The organism is Actinomadura madurae, assembly GCF_900115095.1.
Taxonomy (GTDB): Bacteria; Actinomycetota; Actinomycetes; order Streptosporangiales; family Streptosporangiaceae; genus Spirillospora; species Spirillospora madurae.
Window position 1 is genome coordinate 54,689 of sequence record NZ_FOVH01000007.1, and the last position, 21,309, is coordinate 75,997.

Sequence of the window (21,309 nt, forward strand, 5' to 3'; positions counted from 1 at the left end):
ACGGGCTCGCCGTCGATCGCGGCCGCCGTTCCGAGGGCGGGTGATCCGCCCAGGAGCCCCTGCGGCGGATGGTGCTCCCGCCTGCCAGGGGCGGCCGGTGGTGTTCCGCACCGAGATCACCTGGCCGAGCCCGCCGCGGTGGGTGCCGGCGCCGCCATGGCCAGGTCGGGCAGGTGCCCGATGCCGATCCACGGGTCGTTGGTGATGACCCGGTCGCCCTCCTGCCAGTCCTCGGCCGGATAGCGGCGGAGCAGTTCCTGGGTCAGGGGCGTCATCAGCGCGGCGAAGGCCGGGATACCGGCCCGGCACTCGGCCACCGTCTCCCCGGCCCTGTTCATGATCACGACCGTGTAGTCGTTGGACTCGCGGGTGATCGTGGAGAACGCCGTGCGCAGGAGGGTGGTGGCCGCCTCGTCCGCGAAGGCGGCGAGGCGGCTCCACCAGATCTCCAGGACGACCGGGTCCAGCCGGCGCTCCGGCGGAAGGGACGCGGTCACCGGCCGTACGCCGCCTTCCACCGCGGCTCGATGGCGGCGCGGCCGCCGGCGGCCTTCTCGAAGTTCATGATGTCGAGGTCCTCGGTACCGGTGACCTTCTTGATCGAGGGCACGCCGAACGCGCACTTCACACCGTCGCGGTAGGGGCTGAAACCACCCCTGCACGCGGCCTCCTGGCCCTCCACCGAGAGGATGTAGTTGACGAAGACCTTCCCCGCGGCGGGCGACTGCCCGGCCTTGGTCACCGCGATCGTGCGCGGGAGCACCGGAGTGGCGTCGCTGAGGTAGGTCCAGTCGAGCACCTTCGCCGCGTCGGGCGTGATCAGCGCGCGGACGGCGCCGCTGACGAAGTACGACGCGGCGTACTGGCCTTGGAGCACCTTCTGGACCAGAGGACCGACGTTGGACTCGATCGTGGTGTTCTTCCCCAGCTCCTCGAGGGTGGCCCAGGACGCGTCCCCGCCCTTGGCGACGTAGGCCTGCGTGGCCTCCAGCCCGACCGGGTTCCCGATGTCGACGGTGCCGATCTTGCCCTTCATGGTCGCGGAGAGCTTGGCGAGATCGGCGAGCGTCTTCGGCTGCTTGTCCTTGGGCAGCAGGGCCTTGTTGTAGACGGCGATCACCGGGTCGAGGGAGACGGCCGTGATGCCGGGGGCCAGCTTGGCGTAGTCGGGCAGGTTCGGCAGGTTGGGATCCTCGTAGTCGACGAAGTCGCCGCGCTTCGCGAACTCCTGCATCGCCGCCAGGTTCATCGGCATCACCACGTCGGCCGTGCGCGTACGGGTCGCGTTCTCGGTCTGGTAGCGCTGGAAGATCTGGTCGCTGTTCAGGCTGAGGACCTTGACCTTGATCTTCGGGTACTTCTTCTCGAACGCCTTGCGGATCGGGTCCATGATCTGGTCGTCGGCGTCGGTGTAGAGCAGGACCGACCCCTCCTTCTCGGCGGCGGCCAGCACGTCCGCGGCGGGAGGGGTCACCGGAGAGGCGGTGCCGACATCGGCCAAGGGAGTCGACGTCGGGGAGGCGGAGCCGTCCCCGCTCCCGCCGCATCCCGTCAGCGCGAGGACTCCGGCGGCCGCGGTCGCCGCGGCCGCGATCCTGATCTTCATCACCCAGTGCTCCTCACACGATCGCGGACCCGATGTGGGCGCCGTCACACCTGGCAGATGTTATATGCAATAGCAAATCTGTCAAGTACGGTTTCCCCATGTCGTCCTCCCCCACCCGCTTGCGTGACCTGCCGTCCGACCATCTCGGCCGGACGATTCTCACCGGCCGCACACCGTTCTTCGCCGCACGCCTCGACCCGCGGTTCTCCTACGCCCTGTTCGTGCCCGAGGACATCCAGGACGACGAACCGCCGCTGCGGCTGTGGGTGTTCGTCCACGGCACGGGCCGGCGGACGGAGCTCTATCTCGACAAGCTCGCCGACCTGGCCCGGACCGAACGCGCCGTCGTGATGACGCCGCACTTCCCGGCCGGAATCGGCGGTGCCGACGCGATCGACAACTACCACGACCTCGCCTACGCCGGCATCCGCTTCGACAGCGTGCTGCTGGGCATGATCGACGACGTGGCGCACCGGTGGAACGTCGAGGCGTCGCCGTTCTTCCTGCACGGCTTCTCCGGCGGTGGCCAGTTCAGCCACCGCTTCCTCTACGTGCATCCCGAGCGGCTCACCGCCGTCTCGATCGGGGCGCCCGGCCGCATCACCCTGCCCACCGCGGCCTCCTGGCCGCGCGGCATCGACGACCTCCAGGACCGGTTCGGCCACGCCTTCGATCCCGACGCCGTGGCGCGGGTACCGATCCAGGTCCTAGCCGGATCGCTGGACAACATCCCGTCGACCAGCGCCTCACCCCCGGCCGACGGCGGCCCCGACCGCCTCTCACGCGCACACGCTCTCGCCACGGCCCTGAAGGACCTGGGCGCGCAGGTCCAGATGGACGTCGTCGAGGGCGTGGGCCACGACGGCACAGCCGTCCTGCCTACCGTGGTCACCTTCCTGAAATCGCAGCTCCTGCCACTCTGAGCCGCTGACCATGCCTCCGCCGCATGCCTACACACAGTGAGGAGGAGCGGAACGTTGTTGGCTGGCTGGGCCCGCAGAGGTCAGGCGTCACCTGTGGCCGCGTCGCGGAGTGCGGCCACGACGGCGCGTTGTCCTCCGGTCGGCTCAGGCTTGGTCACGGCCAGGGTGGACCGTCCGGACCACGCGGGGTCCTCGACCTCGACGGTGACGACCTCGGCGGGCAAGCCCGGAACAGCGAGCTGGGGAACCGTGGTGATGCCCAGTCCGGCGGCTACGAAGCCGAGCCTGGCGTTCCAGTCGCGGATGCGATGGGCGATCCGGGGCTGCGGCAACGTCGGCCAGGGACCGAACTGCGGGTCACCTCGCAGGCCCGCCCCGGCGATCCAGGACTCGCCGGCCAGGTCGTCGACGGTGACCCGCGACCGGCCGGCCAAGCGGTGGCCTCGCGGCACAGCGACGACACCCTTGCCGCCGGTCGTCAGGCGCTCGGCTCTCAGGCCGCGCAGGTCGTAGTCGGGCAGGTCCTGACCGACGGCCATCACAGCGACGTCGACCCCTCCGGCACGCACCTGGCGCACCAGAGCGGGCGTGGATGCCTCGTGCAGTTCGACGGCCAGAGCAGGGTGCTCGCTTCTGAGCGCCGCCACCATCCTCGGGACGAGCGACCAGGTCGCGGTCGGGAATGCCCCCACGGTCACCTGCTCGGCGAGCGTGTCGGAGAGCATGGCCAGCTCGCGGTCTGTCGCGTCGAGCTCGGCCAGCACCAGAGCCGCCCGGCGCGCGACCGCCTCGCCGGCACGGGTCGCCTCCACCCCACGGGCCTTGCGCACGAACAAGGGCATTCCCGCGGCCGACTCCGCCGCCGCCACCTGCCGCGAGATCGCCGATTGGGTGTACCCGAGGAGCTCGGCCGCCGCGGTGAAAGACCCGCTTCCGACGACGGCGTGCACGACGCGCAGCGCGGGGATGGTGAACTCGGCCATGGGCTCCACGTTACATATGCGTGTTACGCATCCTTCCTATGATTCATCGTCGCTTGTGGAATGCCTGAGGTACCTCGATGCTCGAAGAGCGAAGACACCTTCACGGAAGGAAAGTCAGTTGTCCGCTCTCGAAAAGATCTGGTTCGTCACAGGCGCCTCCCGGGGCTTCGGCCGTCTCTGGACGGAAGCCGCGCTGAAGCGCGGCGACCGAGTCGCGGCGACGGCCCGTGACGTCACCACGCTTGAGCCGCTCGCGGAGCAGTTCGGGGACGCAATCCTGCCGCTACGCCTCGACGTCACCGACCGTCCTGCCGTAGCCGGCGCGGTCGAGCACGCCGCCGAGCGGTTCGGTCGCATCGATGTTGTCGTCAACAATGCCGGCTACGGGCTCTTCGGCATGGTCGAGGAACTTACTGAGGATGAGCTGCGCCGGCAGATGGAGACCAACTTCTTCGGCACCGTCTGGGTGACCCAAGCGGTACTTCCCGTGCTGCGGGCCCAGCGGTCCGGCCGCATCTTGCAGGTGACCAGCGAGGGCGGCGTCCGCGCGTATCCCGGCATCGGCGCCTATCACGCTTCCAAGTGGGCGGTGGAGGGCCTGTCCGAGTCACTCGCCCAGGAGGTCGCCTCGTTCGGGATCCACGTGATCGCGGTCGAGCCCGGTCCATATGCCACGGAGTTCGCCGGTAGCAGGAGCATGCGGACCACCGACCAGCACCCTGACTATGACGAGGTCCGCGAGGCGACGGCCAAGGAGTGGATTCTCGGGGACCCGAAAGCGACCGCGGACGCGATACTGACGATCGCCGACGCCGAGAATCCTCCCCGGCGGCTCCTCCTCGGGCACACACTTCCCGAGATCGAGGAGATCTACGCCGAACGACTCCGCGTCTGGCGGGAGTGGGCACCGATCACCAAGGCCTCATTCGGTGAGCAGGTGATTCCCGGGGCCGCCTGACCGCCGTCCAGGGACGACGGGCGAGGACGGACTCGCGACCGCGACGTATTGGCTGCGCCAGGCAGGCGGCCAATACGGGGGCGCTTTTATGGCTCAGTGGTTGTGGGTGTTGCGCCAGTAGCCGCAGAACATGATGTTGTTCTTGGGCACGCCCGCTTTCACCCAGTGGCGGCGCAACTGGGTGGGCAGTGTCTGCTCGCCGACCGTCCAGGCGAAGAACGGTTTGGTCGGCAGGTCGAGGGACTCCGCGGCCTTGAGGACGGTCCGTCCGGGCACGCCGTTCTCCCGGACGATCCATTCGACGTCGACGCCGTCGGGGGTGGTGAGGTCCTGCCGGTCGTCCTCGGACGGGAGCTCGACCAGGACGCGGCCCTTGGTGCCCGGAGGCAGTGCGGAGAGGATTCCCGCGACGGCGGGCAGGCCCGACTCGTCGGCGACGAGCAGCACGCGGTCGATCGACGGTGCCGGGTTGAAGCCGATGCCTTCGTCTAGGATGCCGACGATGTCGCCCTTGGTGCAGGTCGTGGCCCAGATGGCGGCGGGGCCCGCGGTCTGGTCGTCGGCGGAGCCGTGCAGGACGAAGTCGACGTCGAGTTCGGGCCCGTCCATGCCGTCCGGGCGGTAGGCGCGGACGGTGTAGTTGCGCAGCACGGGGCGCTGCGTCTTGGAGACCGTCAGGTACCGCAGGTAGGACGTCGTCGTCAGCTTCCGCGGGACGCGGGCCAGTGTTCTGCCGTCGACGGGAATGAACAGCCGGAACCATTGGTCGAAGCCCATAGGCGAGAACCGGTCGATGTCGCCGTCCCCGAGTGTGACTCGCGCGAAATGCGGTGAGATCCGCTCGGTCCGCAGGACACGCAAAGTGATCAGCTCGGAAGTCTCCGGCTTGACGCGTACCGCGTTCAGGTTCGTACGGGCCACGATCACTCCTTCGTCAAAACAGGTAAGGCCGACTAATTGCCTTTCGGTTGTTCGTCAGCTCCGGGCGCGGTCGCGAGGGAGGGCGGCGCGTCGGCTCCAGACGTCTCGGTGTGCAGGTCCGAGGGGCGGATGAGGAGCGCGCCGGCGACAGCTCCGGCGAGGGCGATCAGCGCGGCGACGGTGCCGATGAGGGCGAGAGCACCGGTGATGTCGTCCGGGCCGCGCTGCCCTCCGTCCAGGCGGGCGCTGTAGAGGGCGCCGAAGGCGGCCGTGCCGAGCGCCGTGCCCAGGGGTAGGAAGGAGTTGATGACGCCGGAGGCGGTTCCGGTGCGGGACGGGTGCACGACGCCCATCGCGATGGTCATCGACGGGGTGGCGACCAGTCCCATGCCGAGGCCGAGCAGGACGAGGGAGGGCAGGATCCGGGCCCAGGATCCGCCGGCGTCCGCGAATCGCAGTGCCGCCAGGCCGGTGGCGCTGATCAGGAAACCGGCGCAGACGATCGCGCCGGGCGGGACGGCGTCGGCGAGGCGCGCCGCGGCCAGGCCGCCGACCACGAACAGCAGGCTCAGCGCCAGCAGACGGACGCCGATCTGCAGCGCGTCAAGCCGGTACACCGCCTCCAGGAACAGCACCAGGTAGGCGAGCAGGCCGAAGCTCACGACGCGGGCGAGGAGCGCGACGATGGAGGTTCCGGTGAAGGACCGGATGCGGAAAAGGGACAGGTCGAGCAGCGGGTGGCGGCCGAACCGCTGAAGGACGGCGAACACGCCCATCGCCAGGGCGCCCGTCCCCGCTTGGGCGAGGGTCGCGACGGACGTCCAGCCCTGCTGCTCGCCGCGCAGGAGGGCCAGGACGATCGCGGACATGCCGGCCGCGAGCGTGAGCGCGCCGGGGATGTCGGGACGGAACCCGCCGCGCCGGCCGTCGGGTGCCATGCGGCGCAGGGTCAGCCAGACCACGGCGGCGCCCAGCGGGACGTTGACGAGGAACAGCGAGCGCCAGCCGATCCCCTGCACGAGCGCGCCGCCGATCAGCGGGCCGAGGGCGCCCGCCGCCATCGAGACCGCGCCGAAGACCGCGATCGCCTTGGTGCGGGCGGGGCCGGTGTAGTGCGCGGCGATGATCGCCATGGCGGGGGCGAAGGCGAAGGCGCCGCCGACGCCCTGCACGGCGCGCATCACGTCGAGCATGACGACGCCGGTGGACAGTCCGCAGCCGAGCGACGCGAGGGTGAACAGCGCGACGCCGAAGGTGAACACCCGGCGGCGGCCGGTCGCGTCGGCCAGCGAACCGGCGGTGAGCAGCAGCGAGGCGAAGGCCAGCGTGTAGCCGGTGATGATCCACTGCAGGCCGGCGAGGTCGGAGCCGAGCGCGTCGCGGATCTCGGGCAGCGCCACGTTCACGATCGTGATGTCGAGGGTCATCAGGACGCAGGCGCCGGTCACCAGGGCCAGCGCCCATCCGGGCCGGTAGCGGTTCTCCATGGCGGCCTCCAACCTGCCCGGGGCGTAATATTAGGCGACCCTAACTTAATAGAGACAGATTGTCACTAATTCGCCCGGGTCACGGTGGCGCCCGTCCGGCAGAATGGGGGCGTGGCCGGTACCAGTGACGTCTCCAGACCGGCCCGCGGCCCGCGGCGCGGCCGGCCGCCCCGGTTGACCCGCGAGGCGATCGCCGACGCCGCCCTCGGCCTCGGGTTCGAGCGGCTGACGCTGACCACCGTCGCCGACCGGCTCGGGGTCAGCCACTCGGCGCTCTACCGGCACGTCACCGACCGGGAGGGCCTGGTGGTGGCGATGCTCGACCGGGCGATCGAGCGCGCACCGTGGCCCCCGGAGACGGGCGACTGGCGGGCCGACCTGTCGGCGCAGGCGTGGACGCTGTGGCGGCTCCTCGAGGCGCATCCCGGCATCGAGCGCGAGGTCGCGGCCCTGACCGGCTACCCCGCCCGGATGACCGAGCGGTTCGGCCGCGCCGTCGACCGGCTCACCGGCGCGCGTTTCACCGCCGCCGACGCCTTTCTGGCCGTGGACGCCGTCTTCGACCTGACCGTCGCCCAGTTCACCCAGGCCCGGCAGGTCGCCCGGACGCGCCGGGCACTGACCACGGCCGATCCCGGCGGGGACTGGGCGTCCGCCGCCGGCCCGGCCGTCGCCCCCATGATGAGAGCCGCGCTGCACGACCCGCCCGAAGTGTGGTTCGGCCGCAAACTCGACCTCCTCCTGGACGGCATCGCCACCCGCGCCACCGGCGGGTGAGGCCCCTCAACGGCATGCCGCTACGCAGCCGGCCGTCACGCGGGGCCGCGTTGCGTCGCAACTACTGCAGGTGATGGCTTAGCTGGTCGCAGCCATGTGAAGGCGGCTGGGTGGGGGCGTCGTTCGGTGTGGTGCCAGCGGTTCGGCACCCCCCCGCACGGGCAGCGACGGGTGAGACGCTGACGGGGAGTCAATCGTGGTGAGCCTCGCAGGACGGGAGAGGAAGCACAGCGTGGATCCTTTGCCCGACCGTCGGTGGTGGCGCGCCGTGCGCCTGCGCACCAGGCTGTTCATCTCCTACGTGGCGGTCGTTGTCGTCGCGCTCGCGGCGATGTTCACCGCGGCGGCACTTCTGGTGCCGGACGAGTTCCAACCCGAGGAGGAGACCGGCGTTGTCCTCTCCCACGAGATCGAGTCGGCGTTCGACAGAGCGGTGGGGATCGCCCTGCTGGTGGGGATCGCCGTCGCGGTGGTGGGCGCGACGGTGACCTCCCGGCTGCTGCTGCGTTCGCTGGACCGCATTCGTGCCGCCACGCGCAGCATGGCCGCAGGTCACTACGGTGAGCGGATTCCCGTGCCCCGTGAGCCGGAGCTGGGGCGACTGGCGGCCGATGTCAACAGGCTCTCCGCCGAGCTGGCCGATGTCGAACGGCGGCGGGCGAGGCTGGTCTCCGAGGTCGCCCACGAGATGCGGACCCCGCTGTCGATGTTGCACGGACAGGTCGAAGGCCTCATCGACGGGGTGTTCGCGCCGTCGCCCGAGCTATTCGCCTCGCTAGGGGACGATATCGCGCGTCTCCAGCGGCTCGCCTCGGACCTGTCCAGCCTCTCCCGGGTGGAAGAGGGCGCGTTCCAGCTCGTCAGCGGTGAAACAGATCTGGCCGACACGGCACTGCGGACAGCTGAACGGCTACGGCCGCAGTTCGAGGACCAGGGGGTCGGACTCCAGGTCGTGGCGTCTGCACCTGTCCACGCTGAGGTCGATCGCGAGCGCATCGTGCAGGTCGTCACCAATCTGCTGGGCAACGCACTTGCCGCCACGGATGCGGGCGGCAGGGTCGACGTGACGGTGCGGCAGGAGGGCGGCAGCGCTGTGATCGACGTCGTCGACACAGGGATCGGCATCGCGGAGGAGGACCTGGAGCGGATCTTCCACCGATTCGAACGGGTGGAACACGCCGACCGGCCGGCACCGGCCACGGGCAGCGGGATCGGCCTCACCATCGCCCGCGGCATCGTCTCGGCGCACGGCGGCGAGATCACCGTCAGTTCTCCGGGCCCCGGCAAGGGGGCGGCGTTCCGCGTCCGGCTCCCCGCACAACCAGGGCGGGTTCAGGCCCGGTCACGCTGACTCAGCGGGCTCGCGGATTCACACCGTGCCTGCGCTGGGCTTCGTCCGGCAGTTTTCCGCTGCGGCCGTGACGACACCCCTCCCGCCCCCACCTGGGTTGCGTCGTCGTTTCGGCGGACGGCCAGGGCGCTCCCCAGACTGCAGGAACCCCGGACCGCGGCGGCCTCCCCGCTGGGATAGTGGTCGGCATGGGGGCGAGACGAATCCTCGTCGTCGACGACGACGCGAAGATCCGAATGCTGGTCCGCGCCTACCTCGAAGCCGACGGATTCGCCGTGAAGGAGGCCGCGGACGGCACTGGCGGGCTGCGGGCAGCGCTCGATGAGAAGCCCGATCTGGTGATCCTCGACGTGATGATGCCCGGACTGGACGGCTTCGAGGTGCTGAGGCGCCTCCGTAGAAGGAGCGATGTCCCGGTGATCCTGCTGACCGCCCGAGACGAGGAGGTCGACCGGGTCGTCGGATTCACCGCGGGTGGCGACGACTACGTGAGCAAGCCGTTCAGTGCCCGGGAGCTCGCCTTGCGCGTCCGTGCGATCCTGCGCCGTTCCACCGTGTCCGGCGATGCGGCCGCCACGGAGGACGTCATCCTCCGTTTCGAGGGACTGCTGATCGACCCCGCCCGTCGCACGGTCGTCGTCGGGGACGAACACGTCGTCGAGCTCACCGCGCTTGACTTCGACATCCTGCACGCTCTCGCCGAGGTGCCGGGTCATGTCTTCACACGCCGTCGATTGCTTGAGCGTGTATGGGGACACGACTTCTTCGGTGACGAGCGCGTGGTGGACGTGCACATCCGCACCCTCCGACGTGAACTGGGCGATGACGCGGCACAACCGCGCTTCATCGGCACGGTTCGCAACGTCGGCTACCGACTGGTCGCCTCCCCTTTCCCAGCATGACCGGGCCGGGGTTGTGACCACGCCTCGATCCAGGATGATCGCGATCAACCCGATCTCCGGCGTTGACCAGCGATCGAGGGGACGAGCGCACGCCCCGGTCCGACAGGGGACGGGGGCGTGCGTGCCGTGTCACAGGTGTCGTTTCAACCAGCCCCAGGTCCACCGGTCGCGCTCCTTGACCGTCGGGCAGTGTCCATGACCCCCGGTGATCTTGACCTCGCCATCGGTGGATGCGGCGGCGAGTCGCTTGAGGTCCTCGATCGGCGCGAAGGGGTCGTCCGGTGTGGTCATCGCCAGGATCGGGGTATCGGTTCGCTTCTTGCCCACCAGACCCTGATTGACCAGGGACGTCTTTTTGATGATTTGCCCCATTCGCTTCGTGTTCTCGACCGGGACGTTGAAGCGGGCGGCCAGCGCCGCCCGCGGCTGCGGCGTGAGGTTGTCGATGAACTCGGCTCCGGCGTTGAGTGCCTCGTGCACCGGGCTGCAGATGGCCACCACAGCCCTGATCCGGTCGTCGGTGAATGCTGAACGTGCCACCGCGTTCGCTCCGTAGGACGTGGCTACGGCTGCTACACGCTTCGCGTCGATGTGCTTGTTCTCGAGCAGCGTGTCGACAACGGCGCTGTAAAGGCGGTCCATGTCGGGGCGGTCGGCGGGGTAGTCCTTGCTGTCACCGAATCCCGCGTTGTCGAACGAGACCATGGCGACACCGGCGGGAGCGAGATACTTCTCGAACAGCGGCCAGTGCACGGTCTTGGCGCGGTCGATGCCGCCTGTAGAGAGGACAACGGGAAACGGGCCAACTCCCTTGGGGAGATGGAGGAACGCCTCGAACGTTCCGCCTTCCAAGGGCACCCGCAGCCGCTCGAATCGCCAGCCCTTGAGACGGGCCGCCTTTTCATATGCGGCCTTCGCCATCTCATACGCCTTCTCCTCCTGTTCCGACTCCCGGTGCTGGGGATAGGCGGCCGCCGTGAAGTAGGTCGATGCCGCGTGGTACTGGTTGAGCGCAACATCGGCATCGCCGCTGGAACGGGCGGCATCGGCCTTGGTCATCGCCTTCTTTCCGATGGTGCTCCACTCCGTGAGCCAATTGCCGGGACCGGGCTCGACCACGGTGTCGAACCTCTGCGGATTCTCCTTCTTGCCCGTCGCCTTCTGAATACGCTGCAGCACCCCCTGCATCGCGGCGGTCTCGCCGCCATTCTCAGCCCAGTCCTCCAGACGGATCTCGCGGAACCACTCCTCCTCATTGATCTTGATCGATTCGGCGGGGGCGGCCGAGCCGGAGGCCCTGGCCGAGGGATCCGCCCCGCCTTCCGTGGCAGGCGTCTCGGTCCCTCCGCACCCCGCGACGGCCAACGTCATGGCAGTCACCGAGGCTGCCACCGACAGCCGAACGTGATGTCGCATGCCTTCCTCCCATATCCGCCGACCCTGTTTGCCGGCTTTCTCTGACTCGTCCTGCAGTCAACTGGGGTCACATGCGGCTCGTGCGGCCTCCCGGATGAAGCCTTTATGAAGAAGGGAGACAATCCGCGCTCCATGGCACGGCACTCACGGCGCACCCCGGCGGGCGGCGAGGCTCGAAACGGGATGTGCTGATTGATGGGACCCGTTGCGCGGCGCCGACACATTGCGCACCGTCCGACGGCCTACTGGCGCACTCCCGCTGTCGTTGGCATCGACAGAACCCATTCGGCTTGATCCGGCGTCCTGCGGCCGCGTCTCCCGACGCCGGCCGCGAACGCGCCACCTTCTACCGCCGCCTGGACCCCAGCACGTACCCGCCCATCGCCCAGACCGCCGACGCCCTTACCTCGGTCCCTTTGGCAGAGGAGTTCCATTTCGGCCTGGAACTCCTCGTCGGAGGCCTCGAACGCCGCGTCCATCATGAATGATCAAGACTTGAGCGGCCCGGCCGAGGTCACGGCGGGGTCACCGGTCACGGGCGGCGTCCTCCTGGCCGGCGCGCGGGAGCCGGATGGTGACGGTGGTACCCACGCCGGCTTCGGACCGGACGGCCACCCACCCGTGGTGAGCATGAACGATGGCCTCGACGATGGCGAGGCCGAGGCCGGAGCCACCGTAGGCGCGGCTGCGGCTGGCCTCGGCGCGCCAGAAGCGTTCGAAGACGCGAGGAAGGTCCTCGCGGGAGATGCCCGGTCCGTTGTCGACGACGTCGACCTGGACGGCCCCGTCGACATCGCTGATCTCTACCCGGACGGACGTCTGGGCCGGGGTGTGCTGGACGGCGTTGCCGACCAGGTTGCGCAGGACTTGCTGCAGCCGGGCGGCGTCGCCGCGGACGTGCGATGACCGGGCCGGGTCCAGGGTGATGCCGCGCTCGGGGTTGATGATCTGGGCGTCCTCGACGACGCCGGCCGCCAGGGCGGTGAGGTCGACGTCGCCCTGGTCGATGGGGCGTCCGGCGTCCAGGCGGGCGAGCAGCGTAAGGTCCTCGACGAGCAGGCGCATGCGTCCGACCTCGTGCTCGATATGGTCGAGCGCCTTCTCCAAGCCCTGCCCCCACACGCCGCCCTGGCGGTACAGGTCGAGCCAGCCCGAGATGGTGGACAGTGGCGTGCGCAGTTCGTGGGAGGTATCGGCGGCCATCGAGCGGACGGACGCCTCCGCGCGCGCCTGGGCGTCGAAGGCCCGGTTGACGGCTTCCGCCAGCAGATCGGTTTCGCTGTTGTCGCCGCGGGTGGGCAGGCGCTCGGTGCGGGAGCCCTGGGCGATCGCGTCGGCGGTATGGGCCATCTGCGCCAAGGGCCGCATACCCAGGCGGAGGACGGCCGTGGAAAGCCCCAGAAGGAGCACCAGTGCGACGCCGACAAGGGTGACTTGACGCTGGATGAGCAGGTCGGTGGTCGCGTCGTCCACGGATATGTCGATGCCCAGGACGAAGGCCGCCGGCTTGACGGCGCGTTCGTCCGGTCCCCGGTAGAGCGTCAGCCCGGGCTGAGGACTCGGGTGGCCTTGAAGTTGCGCAGGCCGTCGGGTTTGTCATAGGTGACGACCTCACCGGGTGGCATGCCGCTGGTCGCGGCGACGAGTGTGGCGGCGGCCGAGGAGGCTCCCCCGGTCGCGGTCAGGATGCGGTCGTCGGCGTCAACGGCGACGATGCCGTGCGGCGGCCCGAGAAGCGCGCCGAGGTGGTTGACGTTGACGGTCTGCGGGCCGCCGGAGATGACGTCCCTGAGCCCGTCGGCGGCGGCTTTGAGTGTGACCTCGTCGCGTTCGCGCAGGAAGTCCTTCAGAAGGAGGGTGCTGCTGACCGCGCTGGCGATCAGGCCGATGGTGAGGAGAAGGGCGAGCCCGGTCAGCAGCCGGAGGCGCACGCTGGAGAGCGACCATGGAAGACGGCTGCGGAGCTTCACTGGTGGGCCTGTTCTCGAAGCGTGTAGCCGACGCCGCGGACGGTGTGCAGCAACGGTGTGCGGCCGTGGTCGATCTTTCGGCGCAGGTTGGAGATGAAGCGTTCGACGACGACGGAGTCCCTGCCGAAGTCGTACTGCCATACGGCTTCGAGGATCTGCGAGCGGGAGAGGACCTGGCCCTGGTGGTCCATCAGGTAGTGGAGCAGCCGGTACTCGGTGGGCGAGAGTTCGAGGAGCCGGCCCGCGCGGCGGACCTCGTGGCGGGGGTCGTCGATCTCGAGGTCGGCGCAGCGCAACGGGGCGTCCTCGGCGGCGAGGACGCCGCCGCGGGCTCTGCGGAGCAGCGCCGCCAGGCGTGCGCCGACCTCGACGACGCTGAAGGGCTTGGTGACGTAGTCGTCGCCGCCCAGCCGCAGCCCCCGGACCCGGTCCTCGACCGCGTCGCGCGCGGTGAGGAAGAGGACCGGCACGTCGACGGCACGGGATCGCAGCAGTTGGAGGACCTCGAAGCCGTCGGCCCCCGGGAGCATGACGTCCAGGACGATGACGTCCGGGGCCCGGCGGGCGACCTGGTCGAGAGCCTCGCTCAGGTCGCCCGCCGCGTCCACCTCGAATCCGGCGAACCCGAGTGCCGAGATGAGCAGCCGCCGGATACCGGGATCGTCGTCGATGACGAGCACGCGGTCTGCGGCAGCCTGCGCCTCGACGGCGTTCATGTGCACTCCTCACACAGAGATGAGACCGGTGCTGACCATGTCCCGGTAGCGGCGTGACCGTTCATCGTGTCGCGGGCTCCCTTCCGTGGACTTCCTGCACGGGGCCGGCGGGGGCCTTGACGTTCTCGCCCTCGACGTCGACGTGGGGCAGGATCCGGTCCAGCCGGCGAGGCAGCCACCAGGCGCGGGCGCCGAGGAGGGCCAGCGCCGCGGGCACGAGGGTCATGCGGACGAGGAAGGCATCGATCAGGACACCGAAGCCCAGCGCGAACGCGATCGGCATGATGTCGATGTCGTGGGAGAAGAAGAATCCGACGAACACCGAGACCATGATGATCGCGGCCGAGGTCACCACCCGGGACGCGTTGCCCGCGCCGACGATGATCGCGTCCCGGGCGTCGCGGCGGCGGGCGTAGTCATCACGCATGGCGGACACAAGGAAGACCTCGTAGTCCATGGCGAGACCGAAGAGCACGGCCATGATGATGATGGGCACGAAGCTGGCCACGGGCCCCAGGCTGGGCACCCCGAGCGGGTCGGCCAGCCAGCCCCACTGGAAGACCGCGACGACGGCGCCGAAGGACGCGCCGACGGACATCAGGAACCCCACGGTCGCCTTGATGGGGACGGCGATGGATCGGAACGCGACCATGAGGAGCAGGAGCGAGAGACCGATCACGACGACGGCAAAGGGCAGCAGCGCGCTGCTGAGCTTGGCGGAAACGTCGATGCTGACGGCGGTCAGCCCGGTCACGGCCACGTAGCCGCCCTGCGAACCCGCGATGGACCGCATTTGGTCGCGCAGCTCGGAGACCAGGTCGCTGGTCGCCTGCGTGCGCGGTCCGGTGGTGGGAATGATCTGGATGCGGGCGGCCTTCTTCCCTTCGGCCGTGTCGATGCCGCTCACATCCGCGATGCCGTCGATGCCCTTCAACTTCTTCGCGACGGCGGTGGCCGTGGACTGGACGGTGGCCGGATCGTCGTCCTCGACAAGGACGACCAGGGGTCCGTTCGCGCCCGGCCCGAAGGCATCGCTGACCATGTCGTACGCCTGGCGGCTGGACGCGGTGGTGGGGCTGGAGCCCTCGTCGGTGAGGGCGAGCTTGAGCTCCGCCGCGGGAATCGCCATGACGACGAGGGCCGCGGTGCCCAGGATCATGGTGAGCAGTGGGCGGCGCAGCACTCCCCGCGTCCAGCGCACGCCCAGGGTGGACTTGCCACCGTCGCGGACGGCTCGGCGGGCGGCGCGTGAACCCGGCTTGGGGATGAGCCGGCGGCCGGACACGCGCAGCAGGGCGGGCACCAGAGTCAGCGCCACCAGGACGGCGACCGCGACGGCTCCGGCGGAGGCGAGACCCATGGAGGTCAGCATCGGGACGCCCGCGACGGACAGGCCCGCCAGGGCGATGATGACGGTGGCGCCGGCGAAGACGACGGCGCTGCCCGCGGTCGCGGTGGCCCGGGCGACGGACTCCCGGACGGGGATGCCGTTGGCGAGCTGGGCGCGGTGGCGGGAGACGATGAGCAGGGTGTAGTCGATTCCGACGGCCAGTCCCAGCATGACCGCCAAGGTCGGGGCGTTGTCGGAGATGGTGAACACCGACGCCAGGCCCCCGATGCCGAGCATGGTGGTGACGACGCCGACAATGGCGGTGATCAGCGGGAGGCCGGCGGCGAGCAGCGAGCCGAACGTGATCACCAGGACGGCCAGCGCCACACCGAGGCCGACCAGCTCGGTCGGGCCGAGGAGCGAGGGCTCCGTGGCGTAGGCGTCACCGCCGTACACGGTCGTGAGGCCCGCCGCTCGCGCTTCGCCGCCCGCGTCCTTGACGGCCAGCAGCGTCGTGTTGGCCGCGTCGCCTTCCAGCTTGGCGTCGAAGAGGACGTCGGCGACCGCGGTGCGCCCGTCCTTGGAGACCTCACCGTCCTCGAGCGGATTGCCGACCCCGACCACGCCGTCCACGTGACCGGTCGCTTCGAGGGTCGTTTCGAGGGACTTCCGCAGTCCGCTCTCGGCCAGTGTGCGGCCGGACGGCGCCTGGAAGACGATCTGCCCAGGCGTGCCGGCAGGCTCCGGCCAGTGCCGTTCCATCTTGGTCAGGGCCGCTTCGGCCGGTGAGCCGGGGATGGAGTCACTGTCCTGGAGCGTGCCTCCGAACGAGACGCCCAGACCGGCCACCACGCCGAGGAGGAGCAGCCACCCGACCAGCATCGTCGGCCATCGTCTTGCACTGAAGTCGCCCAGTTTGTAGAGGAGCGTTGCCATGCCCGTGTCCTTCGCAGGAGTGGAAGATTGACATGACCGAGCTTCGAGAACCGAGTTGACGTCTCCCCCGCCAGCGACTTGAGGGTTCCTTGACGGTGACGCGAGCCGCGGAGCGTCGTTGATCCGGCTCCCCCGCTTCCGGGAGTGTCGGGACGAACGAGCGGGATCGGGGGGCCGGATTCATCGCGGCCGCGGTCACGATCGGGTCGGTACCTGTAATGGGATCCGTCCGCCGACGAGCGGACACGCGAATGCAGGCCCGCCGCCATTACCTCGACGACGATCTCGTGGTCTCCTGACGGCTCCGGGAGAGCGATCTCCTCGCAGCGCGGTGGGGTGCCGAACGAACGTACGACGGCCGCGCGCGTGCCGGACATGGCATCCTCCATGGGATGACCCCCGCGTGGACAGAGGAGAGACACATAGTTGGTGTCACAAATCAAATTAGTTGGCGCCACAAACTACGTCAAATAGGCTGAATCTCATGTCCTCTCAGCCCTCGTCCGGGACCGATGGGTCCACAGCGGAGTCAGCCGGGCCCAACCTCGTCGACGGGCTCGCGCAGCTGTCATTCCACATCCAGAAGCTGCTGGCCGACGTCGGCGCCCCGCTGGATCTGTCGGTCACTCAGCTTCGGCTGCTGGGCATCCTGCGAGATCGGGACCCCGAAATGCTCCACCTCGCCATCCGCCTGGGCTTGGACAAGTCCAGCGTGACCGGCCTGGTCAGCCGGGCTGAGAAGCGTGGCCTCGTCCAGCGGATGGCGTCCCCCCGGGACCGCCGCGCTGTCATCGTCACCCTCACTCCCGAAGGCCGCAGGGTCACCCACGAAGCCGAAGCCCAGGTCAATGACCGCATCAACGCGCTGCTGTCACACCTGTCCCCGGCCGAGCAGGGGCAGCTGACCGTGCTGGTCGCCCAAATCCTGCACGGATGCTGACGCACTGACGCAGTCCGGGATCCCGATCTTCGAAAGACCGCACAGACGCGTCCGCGTAGCCGTCCGCCCTCTGATTCCCTGGTGCTCTGCGCCGCCGCCTAGGTACAGGCGGGGTCGTGGGGGTCGGCGGGTACCGCGTGGCCGGGGGGCTGGGATGGTGAGCAGGTCAGGCGATGGCGCGGGGGCTGGCGGTGGGCGCTTTATGGATTTCGAGTGCGGCGGATTAGGTGGGCGTGGGCGAGCCAGTCGCGGGCCTTGTCCGCGTGGGCCAGGTCGACGTGGCCGCCGCGGAAGCGGACCGCGCCGTGGCCGGCCGCGGCGGCCGCCTCCACGGCCGCGACCAGTTGCTCGTGGTAGGCGACCTCTTCGTCGCTGGGCGTGAAGACCTCGTTGACGACCGGGACGTGGGATGGATGTATGACGATCTGCCCGCGGAAGCCGAGTTGGAGCCCGTGGTCGGCGAACGCTCGCAGCCCGTCCAGGTCGGAGAGGTCCTCCCAGAGCGCGGTCAACGGGTGCAGGTCGTGCTGCCTGCAGGCCAGCAGGATGCGGCTGCGCAGATACAGCGTCTCGGTGCCTTCGGCGGACCAGCGGAAGCCGACGGCGCGTGCGATGTCCGCATGCCGGGACGTGGGGCCGATCATCGCTCCCACCCGCGGTGACGTGCCGGCGATCTCCGCGCAGTTGGCGATGGCCTCCACCGTCTCGACCGGGACGATCATCTCCAGCCCGGAGGCGCGGTTGCGCGACTCGAACCAGTCGATGAGCGTCTCCCAGCGCAGCACGTCGACCGCGTCCCGGATCTTGGGGGTGAACAGGCCGGTCAGTTCTGGACAGACCACTTCTTCCAGGTCCCCGCCGGCCAGGCCCGTGTCCAGCGGGTTCGGCCGGACGAACAGGCCCGTGAACGGGGATTCGGCCCGCAGTTCGGCGAGGGTCGTCCGGACGGTCGCGCGGCTCTGCGTCTTGAGCCCGTCCGGCACCGAGTCCTCCAGGTCGAGGACGACGGCGTCGGCGCCGGAGGCGAGCGCCTTGCGCGCCCATCCGGGCTTGTGGCCGGGGACGAAGAGGACCGAGCGGTAGGGATGCATGGGAACCTCTCAGCGGCGGTCGTGGGTGTCCGGTGTGACGCCCACCGCCCGGAGCCTCGCCTTCTGCACCCGCTGGGACGGTGTCTTGGGCAGGGAGTCGGCGAAGCGCAGGTAGCGGGGGACGGCGAAGGCGGGGATCCGGTTCTCGCACCACTCCCACACGCTGCCGGGCGTGGTCTCCTCACGGGTGACCAGGTGGGCCATGACCTCGTCCTCGCCCGCCTCGGTGTCGGCGGGGACGGCGACGACGGCGCATTCGACCACGGCGGGGTGGCTGAGCAGGGCGGTCTCGACCTCGTAGGAGCTGATGTTCTCGCCGCGCCTGCGCAGGGCGTCCTTGTAGCGGTCGACGAAGTAGAACCAGCCGTCCTCGTCCCGGCGCAACGCGTCGCCGGTGTGGAACCACAGGTTGCGCCATGCCTCGACGGTCCGCTCCGGCATGTTGAAGTACCCGTTGCTGGAGATGAACGGGGCCTTCGGCCGGACGACCAGCTCCCCGACCGTGCCGGCCGGGACCTCCTCGTCGGTCTCGGGGTCCACCAGCGCCACGTCGAACCACTCGTCGGCGGCGAGGCCCGCGGCTCCCGCGGGCCGCTCTTCCCCGTACGGGGAAAGGATCGGCGCGGAGGTCTCGGTCAGCCCGAACACCTCGACGAACGCCTCGATGCCGAACCGTGCCTTCATCGGTTCGAGGATCGAGGACGCGGTGGGCGCGGCGAACACGCACCGCAGGCGGTTGTCGGCGTCGTCCGGGCGCCGCTCCTGCTTCCAGACGAAGTCCATCATGACGCCGATGAAGTTGGTGACCGTCACGCGGCTCTCCCGGATCTGGTCGATCCATCGGCTGGCGCTGAAACGGCTGCGCAGCACGAACCGGGCGCCCGCCACCAGGGCCGGGTAGGCCGCCATGAACTGGGCGTTCCCATGGAACAGCGGTGTGACGGCCATCCAGGCGTCCCCGGCCGTCAGCCGGGTGAGGCACACGCATTCCTGTGCGAAGAAGTACATCTGCGCGTGCGGCATCGCCACGCCCTTGGACGGCCCGGTCGTCCCCGAGGTGAAGAACACCGACGCCGGATCCTGCGGCCGGACGTCCGGCAGCTCCGCCTCGCCGCCCGCCAGCAGCTCGTCCCACGGCGCCGCGTCCCAGCCCGCGGCGCGGAGCGTCGCGATGGCCTCTGCCTGCCGCCCGGTGTCGATCACCCAGAACCTGCGGATGCCTGCGGCGGCTCCGGCGACGGCGACGAAACGCTCGGCGTACACGTCGTCGATGACGGCCGCCGTCGCCTCGACCGTGCGCACCTGGTGGGCCAGGAAGTCGCGTTCGTAGGCGGTGTTGATCGGCACCTCGGCCAGGCCCGCGACGGCCGTGCCGAGCCAGGTCCGGACGAACCGCGAGGAGTTCGCCGCGACGATCACGACCCGGTCGCCCGGACGGGCGCCCGCCGCGAGCATGGCGGCGCCGACGGCCTCGGCCTCCGCCAGCATCCGCGCGTAGGTCCAGGTCTCGCCCTCCTCGGGTGCGTCCAGCCAGACGGCGTCCGGGCGCCGCGCGGCGTGGTGCCGCAGGACGGCCGGCAGCGCCCAGTCCCCGCGGTCCTCGAACACCGGACGCAGGTCGCGGTAGTAGCGGAAGCTCACTGCTCGGCCCCTTCGTGCGGCGCGGAGGCGCCGCGGCCTCCGCGGAATCGCGGTGCGCGCTTCTCCAGGAACGCCCGCGCGCCCTCGCGCATGTCCTCGCTCCCGATGGCCTGCAGGAGCATGCCGAGGCCGGAGCTCATGTTGTCGCCGGACTGATGCCACCACTGGTTGGAGCTGATCTTGGCGATCTCCAGGTAGCGGGGGCTCAGCCGGTGGATGTCGGCGAGCCAGCGGCCGACGGCCTCGTCCAGCGCACCGTCCTCCACGACCTCGTTCACCAGGCCGAGGGCGAGCGCCTGCTCGGCCGTGTAGCGGCGGCACAGCATCGCCATCTCCTTGGCCCGCTTCTCCCCGATCTGGACGGCGAGGAGGTTGGTCGCGCCGAGCACCCCGGCCGAGCCCACCTTCGGCCCGGTCTGGCCGAACGTCGAGCGCCGCGTCGCGATCGCGAAATCGCAGGCGACCACCAGTTCGTTGCCGCCGCCCGCCGCGGCGCCGTCGACCGCCGCGATCACCGGGCGCGGGCAGGACCGGATCGCGTTCACGAGGCGGAGCGACGCGGTGAACAGGGCTCGCAGCTCCGCCGGATCGGCGTCGCCGAGACGGTCGAGCGCCCCGCCGGCGCAGAAGGAGCCGCCGGACCCGGTCAGCACGACGGCGTCGGCCTCGGCGGCGTCCTCCACGGCCGCGGTCATCGTCCGGGCCATGCCGAGGTCGTAGGCGTTGCGCCGGTCCGGCCGGTCGATCCGGATCCAGACGACCGGTCCACGGCGTTCCACGTCAACGGCCGCCACAGGCACCTCCTCGTCCCGCCGGCGGGCGTCGACCCGCCATTGGTCGAATCTATGCATTTCATAATCATAAATCAACCCCCGTTTCGGCAGCCGGTGGCAGGTTCGCGGGCAGGCCGAGGCACCCTTGCCGCCGCGGCGGCAAGGGTGCCATGCGCGGCCCCGCCTAGCCCGAGACGCGGCCGACGGGCATCGCCTCGCCGCCCTCGGGACGGACGAAGTCCACCCGGACGGCCATGCCGGCCGCCAGCCCCCGGCCCGCCGCGTCGACCAGACGCAGGGTCAGCCACGGCCCTTCAGCCGTCTCGACGATGCCGATGACCTGGTCCGGAGCGCGGCGTCCGTCCTCGCCTCGCCGCCCCGGCCTGACCGTCCAGCTCACCAGCTCGCCCACACCGGCGGCGGGGCGCCATTCAAGGTCGCGCGCCTGCGTGACCGAACACACCAGGGCGGCCGGCTCGGACCATTCGCCGCTGCTCGGCGAGTAGCGGAGCATCAGCCGGCCCTCGGCCGCGCCGTCGAAGAACGGGGCCGAGTGCTCGTCCCGGACGATGGGGATCAACGTCATCC

Annotated in this window: 20 protein-coding genes; 6 read left to right on the forward strand and 14 right to left on the reverse strand. The window is 70.0% G+C overall.

The features are described from left to right. Positions 1–116: 116 nt before the first annotated feature. Together BM339_RS48770 and BM339_RS20505 are read right to left on the reverse strand one after the other, a co-directional pair. The gene (locus BM339_RS48770) at positions 117–497 is read right to left on the reverse strand and encodes a hydantoinase B/oxoprolinase family protein (protein WP_218163712.1); all 381 of its coding nucleotides are present in this window, start codon (positions 495–497) and stop codon (positions 117–119) included. Next, complete coding sequence (locus BM339_RS20505) at positions 494–1,606, reverse strand: ABC transporter substrate-binding protein (RefSeq protein WP_021592067.1); 1,113 nt, start codon at positions 1,604–1,606, stop codon at positions 494–496. The genes BM339_RS48770 and BM339_RS20505 overlap by 4 nt, the downstream gene beginning before the upstream one ends. 98 nt (positions 1,607–1,704) lie before the next feature. Here BM339_RS20505 and BM339_RS20510 point away from each other — a divergent pair, with 98 nt between their 5' ends. Then, a complete protein-coding gene (locus BM339_RS20510; protein ID WP_075021888.1) occupies positions 1,705–2,529 on the forward strand; it encodes a hypothetical protein in 825 nt (274 codons plus the stop codon). Positions 2,530–2,609: 80 nt separating this feature from the next. Here the strand turns inward: BM339_RS20510 and BM339_RS20515 are convergent, their stop codons facing one another. After that, positions 2,610–3,512 (reverse strand): LysR family transcriptional regulator, encoded by a 903-nt coding sequence (locus BM339_RS20515; RefSeq protein ID WP_075021889.1) that lies wholly within the window; start codon positions 3,510–3,512, stop codon positions 2,610–2,612. On the opposite strand from BM339_RS20515, the gene BM339_RS20520 reads away from it, so the two are divergent. Next, positions 3,511–4,470 carry an SDR family NAD(P)-dependent oxidoreductase gene (locus BM339_RS20520; protein ID WP_256255403.1) on the forward strand — a complete coding sequence of 320 codons (960 nt, stop codon included), beginning with the start codon at positions 3,511–3,513 and terminating at the stop codon, positions 4,468–4,470. The two genes, BM339_RS20515 and BM339_RS20520, sit on opposite strands and share 2 nt — an antisense overlap. A gap of 93 nt (positions 4,471–4,563) precedes the next feature. Here BM339_RS20520 and BM339_RS20525 read toward each other — a convergent pair whose 3' ends face one another. Both BM339_RS20525 and BM339_RS20530 read right to left on the reverse strand, forming a co-directional pair. Beyond that, on the reverse strand, positions 4,564–5,391 hold the full coding sequence (locus tag BM339_RS20525; protein WP_177287740.1) for a siderophore-interacting protein: 828 nt from the start codon (positions 5,389–5,391) through the stop codon (positions 4,564–4,566). Positions 5,392–5,423: 32 nt separating this feature from the next. Further along, on the reverse strand, positions 5,424–6,878 hold the full coding sequence (locus BM339_RS20530; RefSeq protein ID WP_075021891.1) for an MFS transporter: 1,455 nt from the start codon (positions 6,876–6,878) through the stop codon (positions 5,424–5,426). A 111-nt stretch (positions 6,879–6,989) separates the two neighbouring features. Here BM339_RS20530 and BM339_RS20535 point away from each other — a divergent pair, with 111 nt between their 5' ends. The 3 genes from BM339_RS20535 to BM339_RS20545 all read left to right on the forward strand — a co-directional run bounded on the left by BM339_RS20535 (position 6,990) and on the right by BM339_RS20545 (position 9,908). Further along, positions 6,990–7,655: a TetR/AcrR family transcriptional regulator gene (locus tag BM339_RS20535; RefSeq protein ID WP_024934873.1), complete on the forward strand. Its 666-nt coding sequence runs from the start codon at positions 6,990–6,992 to the stop codon at positions 7,653–7,655. Positions 7,656–7,923: 268 nt separating this feature from the next. Continuing rightward, complete coding sequence (locus BM339_RS20540; RefSeq protein ID WP_218163713.1) at positions 7,924–9,006, forward strand: sensor histidine kinase; 1,083 nt, start codon at positions 7,924–7,926, stop codon at positions 9,004–9,006. Positions 9,007–9,194: 188 nt separating this feature from the next. After that, entirely contained in the window at positions 9,195–9,908 is a 714-nt protein-coding gene (locus BM339_RS20545; RefSeq protein ID WP_075022052.1) for a response regulator transcription factor, read from the forward strand. A 129-nt stretch (positions 9,909–10,037) separates the two neighbouring features. On the opposite strand, the gene BM339_RS20550 is transcribed toward BM339_RS20545, so the two are convergent. The 5 genes from BM339_RS20550 to BM339_RS20575 form a co-directional block, all read right to left on the reverse strand. Beyond that, on the reverse strand, positions 10,038–11,324 hold the full coding sequence (locus BM339_RS20550) for an alpha/beta fold hydrolase (protein ID WP_083597787.1): 1,287 nt from the start codon (positions 11,322–11,324) through the stop codon (positions 10,038–10,040). Between the two features lie 525 nt (positions 11,325–11,849). After that, positions 11,850–12,797, reverse strand: coding sequence for a sensor histidine kinase (locus tag BM339_RS20560; RefSeq protein ID WP_075021894.1), 948 nt, complete (start codon positions 12,795–12,797; stop codon positions 11,850–11,852). A gap of 68 nt (positions 12,798–12,865) precedes the next feature. Further along, a complete protein-coding gene (locus BM339_RS20565) occupies positions 12,866–13,255 on the reverse strand; it encodes a hypothetical protein (protein WP_075021895.1) in 390 nt (129 codons plus the stop codon). Between the two features lie 35 nt (positions 13,256–13,290). Then, positions 13,291–14,010 carry a response regulator transcription factor gene (locus BM339_RS20570; protein WP_075021896.1) on the reverse strand — a complete coding sequence of 240 codons (720 nt, stop codon included), beginning with the start codon at positions 14,008–14,010 and terminating at the stop codon, positions 13,291–13,293. A 61-nt stretch (positions 14,011–14,071) separates the two neighbouring features. Further along, a complete protein-coding gene (locus BM339_RS20575; protein ID WP_075021897.1) occupies positions 14,072–16,276 on the reverse strand; it encodes an MMPL family transporter in 2,205 nt (734 codons plus the stop codon). 484 nt (positions 16,277–16,760) lie between these two features. Between BM339_RS20575 and BM339_RS20580 the strand changes: the two genes are divergently transcribed. Beyond that, positions 16,761–17,216: a MarR family winged helix-turn-helix transcriptional regulator gene (locus BM339_RS20580; RefSeq protein ID WP_021592081.1), complete on the forward strand. Its 456-nt coding sequence runs from the start codon at positions 16,761–16,763 to the stop codon at positions 17,214–17,216. Between the two features lie 200 nt (positions 17,217–17,416). Here BM339_RS20580 and BM339_RS20585 read toward each other — a convergent pair whose 3' ends face one another. The 4 genes from BM339_RS20585 to BM339_RS20600 form a co-directional block, all read right to left on the reverse strand. After that, on the reverse strand, positions 17,417–18,307 hold the full coding sequence (locus BM339_RS20585; protein ID WP_075021898.1) for an HpcH/HpaI aldolase/citrate lyase family protein: 891 nt from the start codon (positions 18,305–18,307) through the stop codon (positions 17,417–17,419). Between the two features lie 9 nt (positions 18,308–18,316). Continuing rightward, positions 18,317–19,948, reverse strand: a complete 1,632-nt coding sequence (locus BM339_RS20590) for an AMP-binding protein (RefSeq protein WP_075021899.1) — start codon at positions 19,946–19,948, stop codon at positions 18,317–18,319. Continuing rightward, entirely contained in the window at positions 19,945–20,799 is an 855-nt protein-coding gene (locus BM339_RS20595) for an enoyl-CoA hydratase/isomerase family protein (RefSeq protein ID WP_081842470.1), read from the reverse strand. Before BM339_RS20595 ends, BM339_RS20590 begins: the two co-directional genes overlap by 4 nt. 106 nt (positions 20,800–20,905) lie before the next feature. Further along, positions 20,906–21,307, reverse strand: a complete 402-nt coding sequence (locus BM339_RS20600; protein WP_021592085.1) for a Zn-ribbon domain-containing OB-fold protein — start codon at positions 21,305–21,307, stop codon at positions 20,906–20,908. Positions 21,308–21,309 lie beyond the last annotated feature (2 nt).

Bases quoted from the DNA above. Each gene is read 5' to 3' on its own strand.
- BM339_RS20505 (WP_021592067.1), bottom strand. From the start codon at position 1,606: ATGAAGATCAGGATCGCGGCCGCGGCGACCGCGGCCGCCGGAGTCCTC.
- BM339_RS20510 (WP_075021888.1), top strand. From the start codon at position 1,705: ATGTCGTCCTCCCCCACCCGCTTGCGTGACCTGCCGTCCGACCATCTC.
- BM339_RS20520 (WP_256255403.1), top strand. From the start codon at position 3,511: ATGGGCTCCACGTTACATATGCGTGTTACGCATCCTTCCTATGATTCA.
- BM339_RS20515 (WP_075021889.1), bottom strand. From the start codon at position 3,512: ATGGCCGAGTTCACCATCCCCGCGCTGCGCGTCGTGCACGCCGTCGTC.
- BM339_RS20530 (WP_075021891.1), bottom strand. From the start codon at position 6,878: ATGGAGAACCGCTACCGGCCCGGATGGGCGCTGGCCCTGGTGACCGGC.
- BM339_RS20545 (WP_075022052.1), top strand. From the start codon at position 9,195: ATGGGGGCGAGACGAATCCTCGTCGTCGACGACGACGCGAAGATCCGA.
- BM339_RS20550 (WP_083597787.1), bottom strand. From the start codon at position 11,324: ATGCGACATCACGTTCGGCTGTCGGTGGCAGCCTCGGTGACTGCCATG.
- BM339_RS20570 (WP_075021896.1), bottom strand. From the start codon at position 14,010: ATGAACGCCGTCGAGGCGCAGGCTGCCGCAGACCGCGTGCTCGTCATC.
- BM339_RS20575 (WP_075021897.1), bottom strand. From the start codon at position 16,276: ATGGCAACGCTCCTCTACAAACTGGGCGACTTCAGTGCAAGACGATGG.
- BM339_RS20580 (WP_021592081.1), top strand. From the start codon at position 16,761: ATGTCCTCTCAGCCCTCGTCCGGGACCGATGGGTCCACAGCGGAGTCA.
- BM339_RS20585 (WP_075021898.1), bottom strand. From the start codon at position 18,307: ATGCATCCCTACCGCTCGGTCCTCTTCGTCCCCGGCCACAAGCCCGGA.
- BM339_RS20595 (WP_081842470.1), bottom strand. From the start codon at position 20,799: ATGCATAGATTCGACCAATGGCGGGTCGACGCCCGCCGGCGGGACGAG.
- BM339_RS20600 (WP_021592085.1), bottom strand. From the start codon at position 21,307: ATGACGTTGATCCCCATCGTCCGGGACGAGCACTCGGCCCCGTTCTTC.